The 19557-nt window shown below is 69.2% G+C and carries 22 protein-coding genes and 4 pseudogenes; 19 read left to right on the top strand and 7 right to left on the bottom strand.

Going from position 1 to position 19557, the window contains the following annotated elements:
* Positions 1-64 precede the first annotated feature (64 nt).
* Positions 65-355, top strand: coding sequence for a DUF4193 domain-containing protein (locus L1066_RS09645; RefSeq protein WP_235736127.1), 291 nt, complete (start codon positions 65-67; stop codon positions 353-355).
* A gap of 84 nt (positions 356-439) precedes the next feature.
* Here the strand turns inward: L1066_RS09645 and L1066_RS09650 are convergent, their stop codons facing one another.
* Both L1066_RS09650 and L1066_RS09655 read right to left on the bottom strand, forming a co-directional pair.
* Positions 440-745 (bottom strand): DUF4235 domain-containing protein, encoded by a 306-nt coding sequence (locus L1066_RS09650; protein WP_235736128.1) that lies wholly within the window; start codon positions 743-745, stop codon positions 440-442.
* Positions 745-1245: a DUF3093 domain-containing protein gene (locus L1066_RS09655; protein WP_235736129.1), complete on the bottom strand. Its 501-nt coding sequence runs from the start codon at positions 1243-1245 to the stop codon at positions 745-747. The genes L1066_RS09650 and L1066_RS09655 overlap by 1 nt, the downstream gene beginning before the upstream one ends.
* A 16-nt stretch (positions 1246-1261) precedes the next feature.
* Here L1066_RS09655 and dut point away from each other — a divergent pair.
* From dut to L1066_RS09675, 4 genes and pseudogenes are all read left to right on the top strand, one after another.
* A pseudogene (dut, locus tag L1066_RS09660) lies at positions 1262-1624 on the top strand (dUTP diphosphatase); the annotation flags it as partial.
* 112 nt (positions 1625-1736) lie between these two features.
* A complete protein-coding gene (locus L1066_RS09665; protein WP_235736130.1) occupies positions 1737-2396 on the top strand; it encodes a DUF3710 domain-containing protein in 660 nt (219 codons plus the stop codon).
* 46 nt (positions 2397-2442) lie between these two features.
* Positions 2443-2778 carry an OB-fold nucleic acid binding domain-containing protein gene (locus L1066_RS09670; RefSeq protein WP_235736177.1) on the top strand — a complete coding sequence of 112 codons (336 nt, stop codon included), beginning with the start codon at positions 2443-2445 and terminating at the stop codon, positions 2776-2778.
* Positions 2771-3556, top strand: coding sequence for a DUF3159 domain-containing protein (locus L1066_RS09675; RefSeq protein WP_235736131.1), 786 nt, complete (start codon positions 2771-2773; stop codon positions 3554-3556). The genes L1066_RS09670 and L1066_RS09675 overlap by 8 nt, the downstream gene beginning before the upstream one ends.
* On the opposite strand, the pseudogene L1066_RS09680 reads toward L1066_RS09675, so the two are convergent.
* Positions 3539-4236: pseudogene (locus L1066_RS09680) on the bottom strand (potassium channel family protein). The gene L1066_RS09675 and the pseudogene L1066_RS09680 overlap by 18 nt on opposite strands.
* Positions 4236-4898 carry a potassium channel family protein gene (locus L1066_RS09685; RefSeq protein WP_235736132.1) on the bottom strand — a complete coding sequence of 221 codons (663 nt, stop codon included), beginning with the start codon at positions 4896-4898 and terminating at the stop codon, positions 4236-4238. The pseudogene L1066_RS09680 and the gene L1066_RS09685 overlap by 1 nt, the downstream one beginning before the upstream one ends.
* 37 nt (positions 4899-4935) lie before the next feature.
* Here L1066_RS09685 and L1066_RS09690 point away from each other — a divergent pair, with 37 nt between their 5' ends.
* Together L1066_RS09690 and L1066_RS28530 are read left to right on the top strand one after the other, a co-directional pair.
* The gene (locus L1066_RS09690; RefSeq protein ID WP_235736133.1) at positions 4936-7008 is read left to right on the top strand and encodes an APC family permease; all 2073 of its coding nucleotides are present in this window, start codon (positions 4936-4938) and stop codon (positions 7006-7008) included.
* Positions 7009-7135: 127 nt separating this feature from the next.
* Positions 7136-7192 (top strand): annotated as a pseudogene (locus L1066_RS28530) (hypothetical protein); the annotation flags it as partial.
* On the opposite strand, the gene L1066_RS27620 reads toward L1066_RS28530, so the two are convergent.
* Positions 7187-7708: a hypothetical protein gene (locus tag L1066_RS27620; RefSeq protein ID WP_312007447.1), complete on the bottom strand. Its 522-nt coding sequence runs from the start codon at positions 7706-7708 to the stop codon at positions 7187-7189. The pseudogene L1066_RS28530 and the gene L1066_RS27620 overlap by 6 nt on opposite strands.
* A gap of 38 nt (positions 7709-7746) precedes the next feature.
* Between L1066_RS27620 and L1066_RS27625 the strand changes: the two genes are divergently transcribed.
* From L1066_RS27625 to L1066_RS09730, 8 genes and pseudogenes are all read left to right on the top strand, one after another.
* Positions 7747-8223 (top strand): methyltransferase, encoded by a 477-nt coding sequence (locus tag L1066_RS27625; protein WP_312007449.1) that lies wholly within the window; start codon positions 7747-7749, stop codon positions 8221-8223.
* Positions 8224-8356: 133 nt separating this feature from the next.
* A pseudogene (locus L1066_RS09700) lies at positions 8357-11172 on the top strand (aconitate hydratase).
* Positions 11173-11325: 153 nt separating this feature from the next.
* Positions 11326-12693 carry a hypothetical protein gene (locus L1066_RS09705; protein ID WP_235736134.1) on the top strand — a complete coding sequence of 456 codons (1368 nt, stop codon included), beginning with the start codon at positions 11326-11328 and terminating at the stop codon, positions 12691-12693.
* Entirely contained in the window at positions 12680-13186 is a 507-nt protein-coding gene (locus L1066_RS09710) for a SigE family RNA polymerase sigma factor (protein WP_235736135.1), read from the top strand. The genes L1066_RS09705 and L1066_RS09710 overlap by 14 nt, the downstream gene beginning before the upstream one ends.
* A gap of 61 nt (positions 13187-13247) precedes the next feature.
* On the top strand, positions 13248-13553 hold the full coding sequence (locus L1066_RS09715; RefSeq protein ID WP_235736136.1) for a thiamine-binding protein: 306 nt from the start codon (positions 13248-13250) through the stop codon (positions 13551-13553).
* Between the two features lie 60 nt (positions 13554-13613).
* Entirely contained in the window at positions 13614-15407 is a 1794-nt protein-coding gene (locus L1066_RS09720; protein ID WP_235736137.1) for a thiamine pyrophosphate-requiring protein, read from the top strand.
* 78 nt (positions 15408-15485) lie between these two features.
* Positions 15486-15893 (top strand): phage holin family protein, encoded by a 408-nt coding sequence (locus tag L1066_RS09725; protein WP_235736138.1) that lies wholly within the window; start codon positions 15486-15488, stop codon positions 15891-15893.
* Entirely contained in the window at positions 15883-16080 is a 198-nt protein-coding gene (locus tag L1066_RS09730) for a DUF3618 domain-containing protein (protein ID WP_235736139.1), read from the top strand. The genes L1066_RS09725 and L1066_RS09730 overlap by 11 nt, the downstream gene beginning before the upstream one ends.
* Positions 16081-16149: 69 nt before the next feature.
* Here L1066_RS09730 and L1066_RS09735 read toward each other — a convergent pair whose 3' ends face one another.
* Positions 16150-16929, bottom strand: coding sequence for a hypothetical protein (locus tag L1066_RS09735; RefSeq protein WP_235736140.1), 780 nt, complete (start codon positions 16927-16929; stop codon positions 16150-16152).
* Positions 16926-17150 carry a hypothetical protein gene (locus tag L1066_RS09740; protein WP_235736141.1) on the bottom strand — a complete coding sequence of 75 codons (225 nt, stop codon included), beginning with the start codon at positions 17148-17150 and terminating at the stop codon, positions 16926-16928. Before L1066_RS09740 ends, L1066_RS09735 begins: the two co-directional genes overlap by 4 nt.
* A 178-nt stretch (positions 17151-17328) precedes the next feature.
* Here L1066_RS09740 and L1066_RS09745 point away from each other — a divergent pair, with 178 nt between their 5' ends.
* The 4 genes from L1066_RS09745 to L1066_RS09760 are packed head-to-tail and all read left to right on the top strand — an operon-like array spanning position 17329 to position 19551.
* The gene (locus tag L1066_RS09745) at positions 17329-17733 is read left to right on the top strand and encodes a secondary thiamine-phosphate synthase enzyme YjbQ (protein WP_235736142.1); all 405 of its coding nucleotides are present in this window, start codon (positions 17329-17331) and stop codon (positions 17731-17733) included.
* Between the two features lie 5 nt (positions 17734-17738).
* Positions 17739-18179 (top strand): NUDIX domain-containing protein, encoded by a 441-nt coding sequence (locus L1066_RS09750; protein WP_235736143.1) that lies wholly within the window; start codon positions 17739-17741, stop codon positions 18177-18179.
* Positions 18176-18634 (top strand): NUDIX domain-containing protein, encoded by a 459-nt coding sequence (locus L1066_RS09755; RefSeq protein WP_235736144.1) that lies wholly within the window; start codon positions 18176-18178, stop codon positions 18632-18634. The genes L1066_RS09750 and L1066_RS09755 overlap by 4 nt, the downstream gene beginning before the upstream one ends.
* Entirely contained in the window at positions 18619-19551 is a 933-nt protein-coding gene (locus L1066_RS09760) for an SMP-30/gluconolactonase/LRE family protein (protein WP_235736145.1), read from the top strand. Before L1066_RS09755 ends, L1066_RS09760 begins: the two co-directional genes overlap by 16 nt.
* The last annotated feature ends 6 nt before the right edge of the window (positions 19552-19557 follow it).

The following is a 19557-nucleotide window of genomic DNA, read 5'->3' on the forward strand; positions in this document are numbered from 1 at the left end:
GGTGCACAATCTGGCGCCGAACGTGCGACATATTCAGTGCGCAAGTCATGAAGTGGAGAGGTTGATGGCGACCGATTACGACGCCCCGCGCAAGAACGAAGAAGACCAGAGCGAAGAGAGCATCGAAGAGCTCAAGGCGCGGCGTCACGACAAGAACTCCGGCAAGGTCGACGAGGACGAGGCGGAAGCCGCCGAAGCCTTCGAACTGCCCGGTGCCGACCTGTCGCACGAGGAGCTTGCGGTCGAGGTGAAGCCCAAGCAGGAGGACGAGTTCACCTGCATGAGCTGCTTCCTCGTGCACCACCGCAGTCAGCTCGCCGACGCCAAGTCGATGATCTGCCGCGACTGCGCCTGATCCTCGGCTTGATCTTCTTCCGCCCAGCGGACGCTGAAGCCCCGCAACCTCGTGAGGTTGCGGGGCTTCAGCGATCTCTCGGGGCTACTCGCCGTCGGCGCGGAGCCCGGGCGGCAGCTCTCCGGTGGAGGCCAGGTAGTAGTGGGCCACCTTGCGAGCAGCCAGCATCCGGACCACGGCCACGAAGGTGCCGCTGAACGCTGCCCAGGCCAGGGCCTCGCGGAAGTTGACGTCGGGATCGGCCGGATTGGCCGGTGGCTTGTGCCCCGTGGCGGCCTTCCAGGTGGCCGTCATGGCCTTGCGGGCGACGATGCCGCTGCCCAGGGTGGTGGCGGTGGCCATCACTCCCCAGAGCTTCGAGCTGGCTTCCTTGTCGTCGGACTTCGCCATCACTGACCTCCCGTGGTTTCGGAAACGGAGTTGAGCACCTTGGCCAGGCGTTGTGGGTGCCGGGTGGCCACCAGCCAGTACGGCGTCGGATCGGCCGGGTCGGACACGGTGACCTTCACCGCACGCTTCAGGTAGGGCCGCAGGAGCAGGAAGGCGCGGGCGTCGGCCTCGACACCGGCGAGCCGGCGCGCCGCCTCGGGATCCAGCGGAGTGGTCTCGCCCAGCAGCGCAAGAGGGATGTGGGCCCGTCCGGCGCGAAGCTCACCGTCGGCCACCTCGATCCGGGCGGAGCCGAACTGCATGAGCGCGCCCGCCATGCACACGCCGACCGCAGCCACGATGCAGGCGATCACCAGTCCCGAGAGTGCATCGACCACGGCAAGGACCAGGAAGAAGCTGATCAACAGCATCGTCGCGTGGGCCCACCACCTCAGCGGCACGGACAGACGTTCGGCGTACTCCACGGGGATGAGTTTCCCAGACAGGTGATGTGAACGCACGGGTAGGGTCTGCAGCATGACTGACGAAGGCGCCGAGGTGCCCCTGGTCCGGCTCGATCCGGACCTTCCGATTCCCGGCTACGCGCACCCGGGCGATGCCGGTGCCGACCTGATGTCGCGCATCGACCTCGTGCTCGAGCCCGGGGAGCGGGCCCTGGTGCCGACAGGTGTCGCGTTGGCGCTGCCGCCGGGCCACGTCGGTCTGGTCCATCCCCGTTCCGGGCTCGCCGCCCGCCATGGGATCACCATCGTCAATGCCCCCGGCACCGTCGACTGCGGCTACCGCGGTGAGATCAAGGTGCTGTTGCTCAACACCGACCGCAATCAGCCGTTCGAGGTACGCCGCGGCGACCGCATCGCCCAGCTCGTGGTGCAGTGCTTCGAACGGGTTCGCTTCGTCGAGGTGTCGGCCCTCGACGACTCGGTGCGTGGAGCGGGGGCTACGGTTCCACCGGCGGTTTCGTCGGAGCAGACCCACAGAGGAGTTCGTTGTGAAGTTCGGACGCAAGTCCACCAAGGCCACGGAGACCACGAAGGTCGAGAGCCCGGCCGCGGGGGATGCGACCGAGGCCGAGGTCCCGCAGACGCAGGAGCCGGTCGGCCCCCGCGACGTCTCCGAGGTCGACCTCGAGGACGGGGTGCCGCGCGTCGACCTGACCAGCCTGCTGATCGCCCCGGCCGAGGGACTCGAGCTGCGGATGCAGGTCAACGAGTCCGACGGCCAGGTGCAGAGCGTCCTGCTCACCAACGACGAGGGCGCTGTCGAGCTTCGGGTCTTCGCTGCTCAGCGGGGCGGGGACATGTGGTCGGAGGTGCGCAAGCAGATCGCAGCCGAGACCTCCCGCCAGGGCGGCACCGCCACCGAGAACGATGGCTCCCAAGGGCCCGAGTTGCACTGCCAGATGACGGTCCGCACCGCGGACGGCCGCACCGGCGTGCAGCCGACGCGCGTGGTGGGCTTCAACGGCCCACGGTGGTTCCTGCGCGCCACCTACCTCGGTCGGCCCGCGGTGCAGCCCGAGCAGGCCGAGGACTTCGAGAAGGCCGTCAACGCGTTGGTCATCCGTCGCGGTGACGGGCCGATGGCGCCGGGCGAGGCGTTGCCCATCAACCTGCCGCCGCAGGCTCGGCGCGTCAAGCCGGCTGAGTGAGGACCTGATGGAGGAGCGCGGCTGGCGGGCCCGCCTGGGCCGTCGGATGAGCGACTGGGCGAGCAGCAGCGATCAGCACGCCCGGGACCTGCGCCGTTCCCACGAGACGTCCGGCCGGCTCAGCATCGCCGAGGCCGGTGATCGGGAGAAGGTCCAGCTCACCGGCACTCTTCGATCGGTGACCCTCCGTCCGCGCGGGGGAGTCCCAGCGTTGGAGGCCGAACTGGACGACGGCAGCGGGGTGCTGACGCTCGTGTGGCTGGGACGGCGTCGCATCGTCGGCATCGAGGCAGGCAGAGCGCTCTCGGTGGGCGGTCGGATCGGCGTCCAGGACGGTCACCGAGTGATGTACAACCCCAGATACGAGCTTCGGCATGAGTGAGCACGCTGCCAACTCCGCGTCGGCCCCGACCTCTGCGGAGCAGACGGTCGAGGCCGTCGTCCGCCACCAGCTCTCCCGGGCCCTCGGAGGCCGCCGGGGCATGCTCGAGGCCGCGGTGCCGACGATCATGTTCACGTTCTCGTTCATCGCCTTCAAGGACCTCAAGGTCTCGCTGACGATCAGCCTGGCAGCGGCGATCCTGGCGCTGCTGGTCCGACTGGTGCAACGCAGCACGGTGCAGTTCTGCGTCAACGCGCTCGTCGGCATCGCCATCGGCGCTGCCTTTGCCCTGCGGGCCGCGAAGGCCGGTGGAGACGCCAATGACCAGGCCCTGGCCTACTTCCTCCCGGGCCTGCTCTACAACGCTGCCTATGCCGTTGGCCTGACGCTCTCCAACCTGCTGCGCTGGCCCATCATGGGCTTCATGGTCGGCAGCGTCACCGGAGACCTGACCGCCTGGCGCAAGGACCCGGGCATTCGGCGGCTCTGCTCCCACCTCACCTGGATGCTGGTGCTGCCCTGCCTGCTCCGGGTGCTCGTGCAGACGCCGTTCTACGTGCTCGGCAAGAGTGGCGGCATGGAGCCGAGCACCGCGGTCGCGGCGCTCGGGATCTCCAAGATCGCCATGGGGTGGCCGCTCCAGCTGGCGGCGCTGGCAGCCATGGTGTGGTTGCTGGCCCGCAACGCCACGCCGGTCCAGGAATCCTCCGACCAGGACGGCCCGGAACCCGCCCCCGAGGGCGCAGCGGAGCGCGAGGGCTCAGCCGCCTCGGAGTGAGGCCGCGGCGTCAGCTCTTCTCGGGCCTGGGGAGAGGATCCGTTGGAGCTCCGGCTCGACGTCGTCGGGCACCACGAAGAGGAGCTCGTCCCCGGCTTCGATCGGCTCCTCGTCGGCGGGGGTGTAGACCTGCCCGTCGCGGATGATCGTGACCAAGGCGCAGTTCTCCGGCCACGGGATGAGCCCCGAAGGCGTGCCGACGTACGGCGAGTCGTCGGGGAGCGTCATCTCAACGAGGTTGGCGTTGCCCTTGCGGAAGGTGAACAACCGCACCAGGTCGCCCACCGAGACGGCCTCCTCGACCAGGGCAGACATGATGCGGGGGTCGAGACACTGACGTCGACGCCCCAGGCCTCGGTGAACAGCCACTCGTTGTTGGGGTGGTTGACACGACCGACGGTGCGCGGCACGCCGAACTCGGTCTTGGCCAGCAGCGCGGTGACCAGATTCGCCTTGTCGTCACCGGTGGCCGCGATGACCACGTCGCAGTTCTGCAACCGCGCCTCCTCCAACGAGCTGAGCTCGCAGGAGTCGGCCAGCAGCCATTCGGCGTCAGGCACCGAGTCGGGGCGGATGGAGGCCGGAGCCTTGTCGATCAGCAGCACCTGGTGGCCGTTCTCGATCAACTCGCGGGCGACCGACCGGCCCACCGCGCCGGCACCGGCGATGGCGACGCGCATCAGTTCTCCTCCGGTCCGCGCTGGACGATCCTGTAGGCCCGGGAGGCGCTGTCCTCGCGCATCACCAGATGGAGCACGTCGCCCTCCTGGAGGACGGAGTCGCGGGTGGGCAGCATGCCCTCGCCGAGCCGATCGATCCAGGCGATGCGGACGCCGGCCTGTTCCTGCAGGTCGAGAGTGCGCTGCCCGACCCAGGCGTCGGGGATCACCACCTGGTCGAGTCGGATCGTGCCCGAAGGGTCGCGGAAGGTCGGCTCGGCGCCAGCCGGCAGCACCCGACGCAGCACCTGGTCGGCAGTCCACTTGACGGTGGCGACGGTCGTGATGCCGAGTCGTTGGTAGACCTCGGCCCGGCCCGGGTCGTAGATCCGGGCGACGACCGTCTGGATCCCGAAGCTCTCCCGAGCGACGCGCGCCGCGATGATGTTCGAGTTGTCACCGCTGGAGACCGCGGCGAATGCGTCGGCGCGGCCGATCCCTGCCTTCGTGAGCACCGCCTGGTCGAAGCCGTAGCCGGTGATCTTGTCGCCGTTGAAGGTCGGTCCGAGCCTCCGGAACGCGTCGGGGTTGCTGTCGATCACCGAGACGGTGTGGTTCCTGTCCTCGAGGCTCCGCGCGAGGGTGGAACCCACTCTGCCGCAGCCCATGATCACGACGTGCACAACGGGAACGCTACCGCAGAGGGAGTGGTTGGGCCCGATGTGGACTAGCCTCCTCGTCGTGGGTGTCGGAGACGTCTCGAAACGGATCCTGCTGGGCCGCAAGCTCCGCAGCTCGCAGCGGGGCGGGACCCTGCTGCCGAAGCGGATCGCGCTCCCGGTCTTCGCGAGCGACGCGCTGTCGTCGGTCGCGTACGCCCCCGACGAGATCTTCATCATGCTGGCGCTGGCCGGGGCGTCGACGTACGCCTGGTCGTGGAAGGTCGGGCTGGCCGTCGCGCTGGTGATGGCTGCGGTGATCGCCTCCTACCGCCAGACCGTGCACGCCTATCCCAGCGGCGGCGGGGACTACGAGGTGGCCAAGGTCAATCTCGGCGAGCGGGCCCAGATGACGGTGGGGGCCGCGCTGCTGCTCGACTACGTGCTCACGGTCGCGGTCTCGATCTCCTCGGGCGCCCAGTACGCCGCAGCTGCCGTTCCGGTGCTGTCGGGGCACGAGGCCGGCTTTGCGGTCGCCCTGGTGCTGCTGCTGACCGCCGTCAACCTACGCGGCATGCGTGAGTCGGGACTGCCCTTCGCGGTTCCCACCTACCTGTTCATGGGCGGGGTCCTGCTGATGTGCGGCATCGGGATCTGGCAGTTGGTCACCGGCAGCCTGGGCACCGTCGAGACCGCTGACTTCGAGATCGTGCCGTCGTCGGGCTACGAGCAGGAGCTCACCACCGTCGGGCTGATCTTCCTGCTGGCCCGCGCCTTCTCGTCGGGCTGTGTGGCGCTGACCGGAGTCGAGGCGATCTCGAGTGGCGTGCCGGCCTTCCGACGTCCGAAGTCGACCAACGCGGCGACCACGCTCCTCCTGCTCGGGCTCATCGCGATCACGATGATGATGAGCGTCATCATCCTGGCGCGCGAGATGGGGCTCAGGTACGTCGACCCGCACCACCTGGACCGGCTGCGGCAGCCCGACGGGTCGCCGGTCGCAGACGACTACGACCAGCACACGGTGGTGGCGCAGTTGGCGAAGGCGATCTTCGACGGTTTCCCACCCGGCTTCTACTTCGTCGTGGTGACGACGGGGATCGTGCTGGTGCTGGCGGCCAACACCGCCTTCAACGGCTTTCCCGTCCTGGGCTCGTTGTTGGCGAAGGACGGCTACGCTCCGCGTGCCCTGGCCTCTCGCGGAGACCGGCTCGCCTACAGCAACGGCATCGTGTTCCTGGCCATCATGGCGATTGGCCTCATCTGGGCGTTCGACGCCGAGGTCACCCAGCTGATCCAGCTCTACATCGTGGGTGTCTTCATCAGCTTCACGCTCTCGCAGCTCGGCATGCTCCGGCACTGGACCCGCCATCTCGTGAAGACGAAGGACCCCGCGCAACGCCTCCGGATGCAGCGCTCGCGTGCCATCAACGCGGTGGGGCTCGCCTGCACGGTCGTCGTGCTCGTCGTCGTGCTCGTCACCAAGTTCCTTGCCGGGGCGTGGATCACGGTGCTGGCCATGGCGGTGTTCCTCGCGATCATGTCCCGCATCAACCGGCACTACCGTCGGGTGGCCGCGGAGCTGGCGGCTGACGACCAGGACAAGGTGCTGCCCACCCGGGTGCACGCCGTCGTCCTGGTCTCCAAGCTGCACAAGCCGACGCTGCGGGCACTGGCCTACGCCAAGGCGACGCGGCCCAACGTGCTCGAGGCGATCAGCGTGAGCACGGACTCGGGCGAGGCGGACGCGCTGCTGGCTGAATGGGACAAGCGCGGCGTCGACGTCCCCTTGAAGATCCTCTACTCGCCCTACCGAGAGCTCGTGAAGCCCGTGGTCGAGTACGCGATGGAGATCCGCGCCGCCAACCCCCGCGGCGTGGTGGCGGTCTACATTCCCGAATACGTCGTCGGTCGGTGGTGGGAGCAGCTGCTGCACAACCAGACGGCGCTGCGCCTGAAGGGACGGCTGCTCTTCACGCCGGGCGTCATGGTGACCTCGGTTCCCTACCAGCTGCGCTCCTCCGAGGTGGCGCTCGAGCGCAAGGTTCGCTCCGCCCGTCGTGCCAAGGCCGGCGACGTACGCCGCGGCGCCCCGACAGCTCCTGACCGACACAGCTACAAGCAGGTGGACTGATGCCCGCACGCCCCGATCGTCCCCACCGAGGCGGTCGTCCCAACCGACGCAGGCAGCCCCGAGGCCGGAGCCTGAGGGGCAGCGCTTCGAGGTCGAGGTCGGACCCGTCGCACACGGCGGTCACTTCGTGGCCCGGATCGCCGAACTCGGTGACCGCGTCGTGTTCGTGCGTCATGCCCTACCCGGTGAGCGAGTGGTGGTCGAGTTGACCGAGGGCACCGAGGGCGACCGCTTCATGCGTGGTGACGCGGTGGAGGTGGTGCGCGCGTCGGAAGACCGAGTCGCTGCCCCGTGCGCCGTGGCTGGTCCCGGAGGTTGCGGTGGCTGCGACTTCCAGCACGCCGCCCTGCCGGCGCAACGGCGTCTGAAGACGGCCGTCGTGCTCGAGCAGCTCCGGCGCATCGGTCGGTTGCCGGAGCACCACGAGGTACTCGTGGGATTCGAGGTCGAGGCGGTGCCGGGCGACGAGGACGGGTTGCGCTGGCGGACCCGGACCACCTTCGTCACCGATCGGGACGGACGTCGGGGCATGCGCCGGCACCGCTCGCATGCCGTGGTTCCCGTCGACGATTGCCTGATCGCGACCCGTGACGCGCGCCAACCCCACTCGGGAGGCCCTGACGTGGTGCGGGAACGGGTCAGTGCACGCGAAGGAGAGCATGAGTTCGTCGTCGACGTGGACGGATTCTGGCAGGTGCATCCAGGTGCTCCCAGCATCCTGGTCGACACGGTGATGGAGTGGCTGCGGCCGCAGCCGGGGAGCGTGCCCTCGACCTCTACGCCGGAGCCGGTCTCTTCTCCGCCTACCTGGCCGATGCCGTGGGTCCCGATGGCTCGGTGCTCTCGGTCGAGGGGAGCGCGGCTGCATCGGCGCATGCAAGTACCAACCTGGCGGCGTACGCCGGGGTGCAGGTCGTGGCCGGAGACGTCGCGACGGTGCTGGGTGAGCTCGCTGCTCCCGCCGACGTGGTGGTCCTCGACCCGCCGCGTGCCGGCGCCAAGCGGGAGGTGGTCGCTGAGGTGCTGCGCCGCTCTCCGCGCGCCGTCGCGCTGGTGGCCTGCGACCCAGCCGCACTGGCGCGTGACGTGGCGCTCTTCCGTGAGGCGGGGTGGGACCTCGCGGCGCTGCGGGGCTTCGACCTGTTCCCGATGACGCACCACGTCGAGTGCGTGGCCCTGCTCTCACCCGTGGAGCCGGGCGTGCCGCGTTCGTAAACTTCCTTGAAGTGATGTATCTTGATGTCAAGAGATATTCATTGGGGAATGTAGGCGAACCTTCCTTTCCGTCACCGCCGGGTGGTGGGCAAGATGGGACAGGTAACCCGAGGACTTCTGGAGGAGATGGCTGATGGCCAGTCAGGACAGTTTCGGTGCGAAGAGCACCTTGGACGTGGACGGCAAGTCCTACGAGATCTTCCGGCTGGACGCGGTCCAGGGCGACGGGCTCGACGTCGACAGCCTCCCGTTCTCGCTGAAGGTGCTGCTGGAGAACCTGCTGCGCACCGAGGACGGCGCTGACATCACCGCCGACGACATCCGTGCGCTGGCCGGCTGGGAAGCTGACGCCGACCCCAGCAAGGAGATCCAGTTCACGCCTGCCCGCGTGATCATGCAGGACTTCACCGGCGTGCCGTGTGTCGTCGACCTCGCGACGATGCGCGAGGCCATGGCCGACCTCGGTGGCGACGCCAGCAAGATCAACCCGCTCGCGCCGGCCGAGATGGTCATCGACCACTCGGTCATCGCCGACGTGTTCGGCACGCCCGAGGCGTTCGAGCGCAACGTCGAGATCGAGTACGAGCGCAACCGCGAGCGCTACCAGTTCCTCCGCTGGGGCCAGGGCGCCTTCGATGACTTCAAGGTCGTCCCCCCGGGCACCGGCATCGTGCACCAGGTCAACATCGAGCACCTCGCCCGCGTCGCCTTCACCCGTGAGGTCGACGGGGTGCTCCAGGCCTACCCCGACACCTGCGTCGGCACCGACTCCCACACCACGATGGTCAACGGCATCGGCGTGGTCGGCTGGGGCGTCGGCGGCATCGAGGCCGAGGCCGCGATGCTCGGTCAGCCGGTCTCCATGCTGATCCCGCGCGTCGTGGGCTTCAAGCTCTCCGGCGACCTGCCCGAGGGCTCGACCGCCACCGACCTGGTGCTCACCATTACCGAGATGCTGCGCGAGCACGGTGTCGTCGGCAAGTTCGTCGAGTTCTACGGCCCGGGTGTCTCGGCGCTCCCGCTGGCCAACCGCGCCACCATCGGCAACATGAGCCCCGAGTTCGGCTCGACCATCGCGGTCTTCCCGATCGACGACGAGACGGTCAAGTACCTCCGTCTCACCGGTCGCTCCGAGGAGCAGCTCGCGCTCGTCGAGTCCTACGCCAAGACCCAGGGCCTCTGGCACGACCCGGCCGCCGAGCCGCGTTACTCCGAGAAGCTCGAGCTCGACCTCGCCACCGTGGTCCCGTCGATCGCCGGCCCGAAGCGCCCGCAGGACCGGATCCAGGTCACCGAGGCCAAGCAGTCCTTCCGCGGCGCGCTCAGGGCCTACGTCACCGACGAGGCCGACGCGGTCTCCGGTGCCTACGACGAGGCCCTCGAGGAGTCCTTCCCGGCCTCCGACGCGCCGGCGACCTCCGAAGGCGTCGACGGCCAGACCCCGGCCGCGACTACCTGTCGTGCGCGCCCAAGGACGGTGGCCGCTCGAGCAACCCCGCCCAGGTGACCCTCGCCGACGGTACGTCGTTCGAGCTCGACCACGGCGCCGTCACCATCGCGGCGATCACCTCGTGCACCAACACCTCCAACCCGTCGGTGATGATCGGTGCCGCCCTGCTCGCCAAGAAGGCGGTCGAGAAGGGCCTGCAGCGCAAGCCGTGGGTCAAGACGACGCTGGCCCCGGGCTCCAAGGTGGTCTCCGACTACTACGAGAAGTCGGGCCTCACGCCCTACCTCGACAAGCTGGGCTTCAACCTGGTCGGTTACGGCTGCACCACGTGCATCGGCAACTCCGGTCCGCTGATCCCCGAGGTCTCGGCCGCCGTCAACGAGAACGACCTCGCAGTCGTCTCGGTGCTCTCGGGCAACCGCAACTTCGAGGGTCGCATCAACCCCGACATCAAGATGAACTACCTCGCCTCTCCGCCGCTGGTGGTCGCCTACGCGCTCGCCGGTTCGATGGACGTGGACCTGTTCACCGACCCGCTGGGCCAGGACCAGGACGGCAACGACGTCTTCCTCAAGGACATCTGGCCGTCGCCGGCCGAGGTCGAGGAGACGATCGCCGGTGCTGTCACCTCCGAGATGTTCGGCGACTCCTACAAGGACGTCTTCGCCGGTGACGACCGGTGGCGCTCGCTGCAGACCCCTGAAGGCGACATCTTCGCGTGGGACGAGGACTCGACCTACGTCCGCAAGGCGCCGTACTTCGACGGGATGCCCGACACCCCCGAGCCGGTCACCGACATCGACGGTGCCCGGGTGCTGCTGAAGTTGGGCGACTCGGTCACCACCGACCACATCAGCCCGGCCGGTGCCATCAAGAAGGACTCGCCCGCGGGCAAGTACCTCGCCGAGCACGGCGTGGCACAGCGTGACTTCAACTCCTACGGTTCGCGCCGAGGCAACCACGAGGTCATGATCCGCGGCACCTTCGCCAACATCCGGCTGCGCAACCAGCTGGCTCCGGGCACCGAGGGTGGGTTCACCCGCGACCTGCTCGGCGACGGCGAGGTCACGACAGTGTTCGAGGCGTCCGAGAAGTACATCGCTGCCGGTGTGCCGCTTGTCGTCCTGGCCGGCAAGGAGTACGGTTCCGGCTCCTCGCGTGACTGGGCTGCCAAGGGCACCTCGCTGCTGGGTGTGAAGGCCGTCATCGCCGAGTCCTACGAGCGCATCCACCGCTCCAACCTGATCGGCATGGGCGTCATCCCGCTCCAGTACCCCGAGGGCCAGAACGCGGAGTCGCTCGGCCTGACCGGCGAGGAGACCTTCTCCATCACTGGCATCACGGCGCTCAACGACGGCACCACCCCGAAGACGGTCAAGGTCAAGGCCGGCGACGTCGAGTTCGACGCGGTCGTCCGCATCGACACCCCGGGTGAGGCCAACTACTACCGCAACGGCGGCATCATGCAGTACGTGCTGCGCAACCTGCTGAAGGCCTGACCTCCAGCAGTTGGTCGCCCACGGGCGGTCGTCGGGTTCTCCCGGCGACCGCCCTGCTGCTTTTCAAGGGATTCGGGAATTTCTCCGTCCGACACCCAACCTCCTGCGGCGCCACGGCGTACTTGGTGGTGGGATCCAATCGAAGGGGGACCGATGAGCACGCTCGAGCAGCAGCTCCGCGAGCTGGGGACGCCGCAGCGTCACGCGCCGGCGGACGAGCCCCAGGGCCACGCGCTGTGGGCTCGCGGCAGGCGTTGGCACGTACGACGCCGCGCCGGCTCCGTGCTGACGGTGCTGGGTGCGCTGGTGCTGATCGCTGGGCTGGGCACCTGGAGCTGGGAGAGGTCGCAGCCCCCGGCCGCACTGCCCGCGGCTCAGCAGGGTGAGGTGCTGCTGCCCGACACGATCTTCACCGTCTCCAAGTGGCTCCCGGACCTCGCCCCCGGGCAGGTCGCAGCGATCAACCCGAATCTGGTGCGCGGTGGCTGGTGGGGAGATCGTCGCGGCGTGGCCGCGATCTCTGCGGCCACGGGGGAGTACGGGTTCATCCCGTTGCCTGCGCACGCCACCGAGCCGCGGCTCTCCGCGGACGGTCGCCACCTGGCCTACTGGGCGGCCGGCGAGCCCGAGGGGGACCCGAACACGGTCGAGGACGGCGTGAGCATCACCGCAGTCGAGGTGCGTGACCTCGAGTCGGGGGCGACGACCCGGCTCGACATCCCCAGCGAGCACGGCCTGATGCCGTCAGAGATGACCTGGGTGAGTGAGCGGCTCGTGGTCGTCGCGAGCGCGTGGGCGACGGGTGACTCGGGTGATGAGACCCTACGAGGCAGCGGTCGCATGATGGACCCGCTGGTGTGGAAGGTCGGCACGGACACGTGGCAGTCCTGGGCACTGCCGTCGGAGCAGGCACCGGATCTGTTCTCAGCGGTCCGCGGCGACGCCTACCTCAAGCCAGAAGGGCGGAACGGAGTCTGGGTCGACCTCCCGCGCGACTCGCCGGGGCGGATCGCGTGGGTCGGTGACCGGAGCGTGGCGACAACTGCGCCGCAGTCCACCACCCAGGTGGACGACCGCGGCCGGATCGCACAGGTGAAGGCCGTCCGGGGAGGCACGCCCGGAGGGTTGCGTGTCGGCACGCTCCCCAACGGGGGGACGCAGACCCGATGGACGGAGGTCCCCGGCGTTCGAGGCGTCCACGGGGTGCTGGGCTGGCGTGACGGTGAGGTCGTGGTGCTGCGTGAGGTCGACGAACAGCTGGTCATCCAATCGATCGATCCGGAGAACGGTGCGACCACTGAGCTGATCCGGCACCACTTGGCACCGGCCGAGGATCTGTGGCGCACCAACGATGCACTGGGGCACTGGCGGTTCGCGACCGACGTCCTCGAGACCGCGCCGCTCACCGAAGGAGTGCAGCCCCCGAACCCGCTCGACCCGCGCATCGTCCCGGGCGGGACCGCCGTGGTCGTGCTGCTCACCGGGTTCGCGTTGTGGAGGTGGCGACGTGTCCGCCCCTGACGACTTCACCGAGTTCGTGGCGGCTCGCTACCAGGCCCTGTTGCGTACGGCGCGGCTGCTGTCGCGGAGCGAGCACGAGGCCGAGGACCTCCTCCAGGAGGCGCTGGCTCGATGCGTGCCGGTGTGGCGCCGGATCTCGGCCGATCCCGAGGGCTACGTCCGCACCGTGCTGGTGCGGCAGAACATCTCCAGGTGGCGGCGTACCCGGAGGCTGTCGGTGCACCCCACCGAGGTGCCGCCGGAGCGGCCCGTCGTCGACGCCGACGTGGCAGAGCAGCAGCACCTGCGCGAGGCGCTCGCGCAGCTCGCCCCGAGGCAACGAGCGGTGGTCGTGCTCCGCTATGTGGAGGACCGGCCCGAGCGTGAGGTCGCCACGCTGCTCGGCTGCAGTGTCGGCACCGTGAAGTCGCAGGCACACGACGGCTTGGCGCGGCTGCGTCGGATCCTCGGGGAGGATGCGGGACTGGAGAATCGCGCCGCAGCTCCGTTGTGATCGGGAATTGCTCCACGAGGCCCACGAGTCGCGTCCGTCGCCGTGTCGCTAGGTTGGCCCCATGCTTGTTGCCTTCTCCGTCGCCCCCAGTGGAACCGGCCGCCAGGACGCGTCGGTCGCCGACGCTGTCGCCGCCGCCGTGAAGGTGGTCCGGGAGTCCGGCCTGCCGAACCGCACCGACGCCATGTTCACCACCATCGAAGGTCCTGACTGGGACACGGTGATGGACGTCGTCAAGCGGGCCACCGAAGCCGTCGCGCCCTTCGGGTCACGGGTCTCGCTGGTGCTCAAGGCCGACATCCGTCCGGGCTACGAGGGAGAGCTCGACGCCAAGGTCGCGCGGGTCGAGGCCCAGCTCACCGACTGAGCGGCAGGGGCAGGACGCGCCCACCTGGGTACCGGTGGCGGACCCGACGAAGGAGCGTCCGTGAGCCACGTTTCCGACCATGTGCTGGAGCGCCTGCGCGCCTGGGATGTCGATCAGGTCTTCGGATATCCGGGCGACGGCATCAACGGCCTCCTCGGGGCCTTCTCCCGCGCAGACGACGATCCGCGCTTCATCCAGTCACGCCACGAGGAGATGAGCGCCTTCCAGGCGGTGGGCTACGCCAAGCTCAGCGGGCGGGCCGGCGTCTGCCTTGCCACCTCCGGTCCCGGCGCGATCCACCTGCTCAACGGCTTGTATGACGCGAAGCTCGACCACGTCCCGGTGGTGGCGATCGTGGGCCAGACCGACCGGACCGCGATGGGCGGCAGTTATCAGCAGGAGGTCGACCTGCACGCGTTGTTCAAGGACGTGGCCGGTGACTTCGTGCAGACGGTCATGGTGCCCGAGCAGTTGCCCAACCTGCTGGACCGTGCCTTCCGGGTCGCGTTGACCCGGCGTACGCCGACCGTCCTGGTCATCCCCAACGACGTCCAGGAGCTCGACTACGAGCCGCCCACCCACGACTTCAAGATGGTGCCTTCCAGCCTCGACCTCAGTGCCGCATCGACGGCAGTGCCCGACAGTGGGGCACTCGCTCGGGCTGCCGACGTGCTCAACACGGGCGAGCGGGTGGCGGTCCTGGTCGGCCAAGGTGCCCGAGGAGCCGTCAGCGAGGTGACCGAGCTCGCCGACGTACTCGGCGCGGGCGTCGCGAAGGCGTTGCTGGGCAAGGACGTGCTCGCCGACGACCTGCCCTGGGTGACAGGGTCCATCGGCTTGCTCGGCACCCGACCCAGCTACGAGATGATGCGTGACTGCGACACCCTCCTCACCGTCGGGTCGAGCTTCCCCTACAGCCAGTTCCTGCCGGACTTCGACCAAGCCCGGGCGGTGCAGATCGACCTCGACGGCGCGATGATCGGGATGCGCTACCCCTACGAGGTCAACCTCGTGGGCGACTCCGCCAGCACCTTGCGGGCGCTGCTCCCGCTGTTGGAGCGCAAGACCGACCGGAGCTGGCGCGACGGCATCGAGCGGGACGTCGAGAAGTGGTGGCGCTCGATGGACGCCGAGGCCATGGTCGGAGCCGATCCGATCAACCCGATGCGGATCTTCAGCGAGTTCTCGCGGCGCGCTCCCGATGACGCGATGGTCTTCGCAGACAGCGGATCGGCGGCGAACTGGTATGCGCGCCAAGTGCGGATGCGGGGCAACATGCGGGGCACGCTCTCGGGCACGTTGGCCAGCATGGGCCCCGCGGTCCCCTATGCCATCGGTGCCAAGTTCGCGCATCCCGGTCGTCCTGCGATCGCCTTCGAGGGTGACGGCGCGATGCAGATGAACGGGATGATGGAGCTGATCACCGTCGAGCGCTACTGGCGCGAGTGGGACGATCCGCGCCTGGTCGTCGCGGTGCTCCACAACAACGACCTCACCCAGGTCACCTGGGAGCTCCGAGCGCTGGGCGGCACCCCCGCGTTCGTCGAGTCGCAGGCGCTGCCCGACGTCTCCTACGCCGACATCGCGCACGGCTTGGGCCTCGGGGCGATCACGGTCACGGACCCGGACCAGCTCGGGGATGCATGGGACCAGGCCCTCGCCGGTGACCGGCCCTATCTCCTTGACGTCCACTGCGACCCCGACGTGCCACCCGTGCCGCCGCACGCGACCCTCGACCAGATGACGGCGACGGCTCGAGCGTTGATCAAGGGCGACACCAGCAGGTGGGGCGTGTTGAAGGAGGGACTGAAGGTCAAGGCCAGGGAGCTGATGCCCGGCGACCCCGACCAGTGATCGACTTCCGTCACGGCGGAGTGCGTGAGCCGGGGCAGGACGGGTACCGCAGGCCGGACCCACACATCGGAGGTTTCCATGACTGACCCGGAGCCGGCACCCACGCCGTCGACCATCGAGTTGCTGGAACGACTGACCGACGACACCAAGCGCTTGGTGCGTGACGAGATCGAACTCGCCAAGGCCGAGATGACCACCAAGGCGAAGGCCACGGGGATCGGTGCCGGTCTCTTCGGCGCGGCCGGCATCCTCGCCCTCTTCGGACTCGGCGCGACCATCGCCACCGCGATCATCGCGCTCTCCTTGGCCGTGGATGCCTGGCTCGCCGCGTTGATCGTGACGGTCGTCATCTTCGTGGCGGCCGGAGTCGCGGCGCTGGTCGGCAAGAAGCGCATCTCCGAAGGGGCGCCGCCGATGCCGGAGCGGACGGTCGAGAGCGTGAAGCAGGACATCAACACCGTGAAGGGAGCCGGCCATGACGGGTGAGAGCCAGGACGAGATCCAGCAGGACATCGAGGCGACCCGGGAACGGCTGGGCGAGACGATCGACCAGCTCGGGGAGAAGTTCGACGTCAAGAAGCAGGCAAGGGCACACCAGCAGCAGTTGGGGATCACCGCCGGTGCGGTCGTCCTCCTGGCCGTGGCGCTGGTCGTCTGGCGTCGCACGCGCTGAGCCGTCGGCGGGCTGACGTGCGACGCGACGACGTACGTCAGCCGGTCAGGCGGGCGCGTTCCGCCGGTGTCAGCTCGGCAAGGGCGGCATCGAGCTCGCCGGAGATGTCGTGACGCCTGATGGTGGTGGCGACGACGCTGCTGGCCGCGGGGTGGACGAGGAGCGCTCGCAGGACCCGCGCGCCGTTGGCGGGGAGACCCGCGCAGCCAGGGAGAGCGCATCGAGGGCGACCTCCTCGTCGGTGACCGCGGCCGCCAGGCGGACGTCGTCGTCCTCGGGCAGGCGTTCGAGGATCCCTTCGACGGCGGCGTCGTCCTCGGCGAGGTTCGCGACCTCCAGGATCACCCGGCGGTCAGCCGACTCGATGATGCGCACGGCGAGGTCAGGGCTGACCACGGGGAGGAAGCGACTCATCGCCAGGTGCTCCCGACGTTCGAGCAGGACCGCCGAGACCTCGAGGATGCGCGACTCCGGCAGGCCGGCGATGATCGGCCTCGCTCGCTGGGGATCGAGTTGCACACTGAGCTCGGCCAGGAAGGTCGCGGGCAGCGACTCGGCGAGCTTCACCGCCAGCGGCGGCTCCATCGTCGCCGCCGTACGGGCCGAGGCCGCTGGCCCCAGCGCGGCTTGGGCGATCCGGCTCGAGAGTGCCGCGGGCACGGCGCCTGCCAGCTTGCCGATCCGGCGGAAGGTGCGGCGGTGCCGCTCGAAGAGATGCTCGCTCAGCCCTCTCCGGAGGGCGGCCAGGTCGTCGGCGGACTGGTCGAGCAGGTCGGAGAGCTCGGACTCCTCGACGTGCAGCGCCGTGGCCAGTCGCGCCACCTCGCGGCGGGACGCCAACATGCTCACGACTCCTCCAAGAGCAGGGCGCGAGCCCGGCCGCGCAGCGGCCGGGGCAGGGCATTGAGGGCGGCTTCCAACGAGGTCGCAACGAGGGCGTCCTCGCGGTCGACCGCGGCATGCACCAAGGCAGTCAAGGAGTCGAGACGCTCCTGCGGGAGCGCCGCGAGTCCATCCAGCCCGTCGTCGGGCAGCCCGACGCTCCTGGCGAGGTCCTGCGGTGTGGCCACACCGACTCCTCTCGGGTGCAACTGCCTTCGCCGGCAGCTGATAGCAGGTGCAACTGTCTGTGACACCTTATGTCCGATGTTCTCGGGAGTACGGGAAACGCGCCGCGGTGCTGGCCCGGCAGGACGTGTCGGGCTCGTGGCTCACGCGGAACCATTCATCTCGTGCCAGCATGGGGCCATGGAGAGCGAGCTGCGGCACTATCGGACCGGTGGACGCGACGTGGTCCTCGACATCACGGCTGATGCCTCGGACTACGTCAGCGAGCTCGGCGACGGTCTCCTCCACGTCTTCGTGCCTCATGCCACCGCGGGCTTGGCAATCCTCGAGACGGGTGCGGGCTCCGACGACGACCTCCTTGCAGCACTCGCCGACCTGCTTCCCGCGGATGACCGCTGGCGGCACCGACACGGCTCGCCCGGCCACGGCCGATCGCACGTGATGCCGGCCCTGGTGCCCCCGTACGCCACCGTGCCGGTGCTCTCCGGCGCCTTGGCCCTTGGCACGTGGCAGAGCATCTGCCTCGTGGATCTCAACCTCGACAACACCGAACGGGACGTCCGGTTCTCGTTCCTGGCCGGGTGAGGGCGATGACGGAGGTGCAGCGAGCTGTCGCGCTCTATCTGCTCGTCGACCGGCACGGCCGGGTGCTGTTGCAGGAGCGCGACTCCGAGGCGCCGCGCTACGCCGACCAGTGGTCGGTCCCGGGCGGCGGCATCGAAGCGGGGGAGTCGCCGTTGCAGGCGGTCCACCGAGAGCTGACCGAGGAGACCGAGGTGGTCCTGCCCGACGGTGAGCTCGTGGCCTGGCGAGCCGAGCGGCGTGAGGTGCCGGGCCTCGGGTTGGTCGACTACCACCTCTTCACCGCGGCAGTGGAGCTCACCGACGCCGACATCACCTGTCATGAGGGTCGGCAGATCGTGTTCGTCGGCCCGGAGCGGTTCGCGACGCTCGACCTGACCGGCTCGGCGACCGAGATCCTCGAGAACTTCGTCCGCTCAGAGCGCTACGCACGTCTCGTGGGCCGATGACGCCCGGACCCGCGCACCACTTCGCCAACGTGCTCCTCGTCGACCCGAGTGGCGCCGTACTGCTGCAGGAACGCGACTCCCGCCCGGCCCTGGACCCGGACTGCTGGGGGCTGCCGGGTGGGCACATGGAGCCAGGGGAGACCGCCGAGTTCGCCGCGCGGCGCGAGCTGGCCGAGGAGACCGGGGTCGAGCTGGCCGGGCCACTGCAGCACTGGGCCGACGTGTCGGTCTTCCACGAGGCCTACGGCACCGACGACGTGGTGCACACCTTTGCCGCGGGCACGCCCCTGGGCGACGCCGACATCGACTGCCGCGAGGGACGACAGATGATCTTCGTGCCGCCTGACGATGCGCTCCTGCTGCCGCTCACCCAGTCCGCCCGCAGGATCCTGCCGGCGTTCCTCGGTTCCCCGCTCCATCGACGACTGCAGGAGGATGCATGCGCCCAACCGTGATCCCGGTCCCCGCCATGGGAGCCGAAGACGTGCTGGTCGGCCACGACGGCGCTGTGTGGACCGGCACCGAGGAGGGCAGCATCTGGCGGGTCGACCCCGAGGACGACAGCGTGCGCCGGGTGGCTCGCACCGGCGGCCGGCCACTCGGCCTGGAGTGGCTCCCCGACGGCGCGATGCTGGTCTGCGATGCCCATCGAGGGTTGCTCCGCGTGGATGTCTCGACGGGCGAGGTGGTCGACCTGCTGCGGATCGTGGAGGGCCGCGCGATGGTCTTCTGCAACAACGCCGCGGTCTCTGCCGACGGCGGTATCTGGTTCTCCGACTCCTCGACCATGTTCTCGATCGAGAGGTGGAAGGACGACTTCCTCCAGGGCACGCGCACCGGGCGATTGCTCCATCGCAGCGCCGACGGGGAGGTGCAGGTGGTACTCGACGGGCTCGCCTTCGCCAACGGGGTCGCACTGGCTGCCGACGAGAGCTGGGTCGCCGTCGCCGAGACAGGCGCCCGCACCGTGGTGCGGCACTGGCTCTCCGGGGCGCGCGCCGGTCGCCGGGAGTTCCTCGTCGAAGGGCTGCCGGGCTATCCCGACAACATCTCCCGGGGCAGCGACGGCCTGGTCTGGGTCACCATCGCCTCGCCGTCCGACCCGATGGTGGAGCGGCTGCAGAAGGCTCCGATGGTGATCCGGCGCCTTGCCACCAAGATCCCCGAGCGGCTCCAACCGGCGCCGAAGCAGACGGTGCGGGTGCAGGCCTACGACGACTCCGGCCGGCTCGTGCACGACCTCGACCTGGAGGCCGTCGGCTACCACATGGTCACCGGGGTGCGAGAGCACCGGGGCAGGGTCTGGATGGGGAGTCTTCACGAGGGCGCGCTGGCCGTCGTCGACCTCCAGCCGAAACCAACCGTCGGGTAGGGTTGT

Source organism: Nocardioides alcanivorans, from assembly GCF_021555175.1.
Lineage (GTDB): Bacteria > Actinomycetota > Actinomycetes > Propionibacteriales > Nocardioidaceae > Nocardioides > Nocardioides alcanivorans.

What these genes read in the sequence shown, in the direction of transcription:
- L1066_RS09645 (WP_235736127.1), top strand. Translation starts at nt 65, where the DNA reads ATGGCGACCGATTACGACGCCCCGCGCAAGAACGAAGAAGACCAGAGC.
- L1066_RS09650 (WP_235736128.1), bottom strand. Translation starts at nt 745, where the DNA reads ATGGCGAAGTCCGACGACAAGGAAGCCAGCTCGAAGCTCTGGGGAGTG.
- L1066_RS09670 (WP_235736177.1), top strand. Translation starts at nt 2,443, where the DNA reads ATGAGCGACTGGGCGAGCAGCAGCGATCAGCACGCCCGGGACCTGCGC.
- L1066_RS09675 (WP_235736131.1), top strand. Translation starts at nt 2,771, where the DNA reads ATGAGTGAGCACGCTGCCAACTCCGCGTCGGCCCCGACCTCTGCGGAG.
- L1066_RS09690 (WP_235736133.1), top strand. Translation starts at nt 4,936, where the DNA reads ATGTGGACTAGCCTCCTCGTCGTGGGTGTCGGAGACGTCTCGAAACGG.
- L1066_RS27620 (WP_312007447.1), bottom strand. Translation starts at nt 7,708, where the DNA reads ATGCACCTGCCAGAATCCGTCCACGTCGACGACGAACTCATGCTCTCC.
- L1066_RS09705 (WP_235736134.1), top strand. Translation starts at nt 11,326, where the DNA reads ATGAGCACGCTCGAGCAGCAGCTCCGCGAGCTGGGGACGCCGCAGCGT.
- L1066_RS09715 (WP_235736136.1), top strand. Translation starts at nt 13,248, where the DNA reads ATGCTTGTTGCCTTCTCCGTCGCCCCCAGTGGAACCGGCCGCCAGGAC.
- L1066_RS09725 (WP_235736138.1), top strand. Translation starts at nt 15,486, where the DNA reads ATGACTGACCCGGAGCCGGCACCCACGCCGTCGACCATCGAGTTGCTG.
- L1066_RS09730 (WP_235736139.1), top strand. Translation starts at nt 15,883, where the DNA reads ATGACGGGTGAGAGCCAGGACGAGATCCAGCAGGACATCGAGGCGACC.
- L1066_RS09745 (WP_235736142.1), top strand. Translation starts at nt 17,329, where the DNA reads ATGGAGAGCGAGCTGCGGCACTATCGGACCGGTGGACGCGACGTGGTC.
- L1066_RS09750 (WP_235736143.1), top strand. Translation starts at nt 17,739, where the DNA reads ATGACGGAGGTGCAGCGAGCTGTCGCGCTCTATCTGCTCGTCGACCGG.
- L1066_RS09755 (WP_235736144.1), top strand. Translation starts at nt 18,176, where the DNA reads ATGACGCCCGGACCCGCGCACCACTTCGCCAACGTGCTCCTCGTCGAC.
- L1066_RS09760 (WP_235736145.1), top strand. Translation starts at nt 18,619, where the DNA reads ATGCGCCCAACCGTGATCCCGGTCCCCGCCATGGGAGCCGAAGACGTG.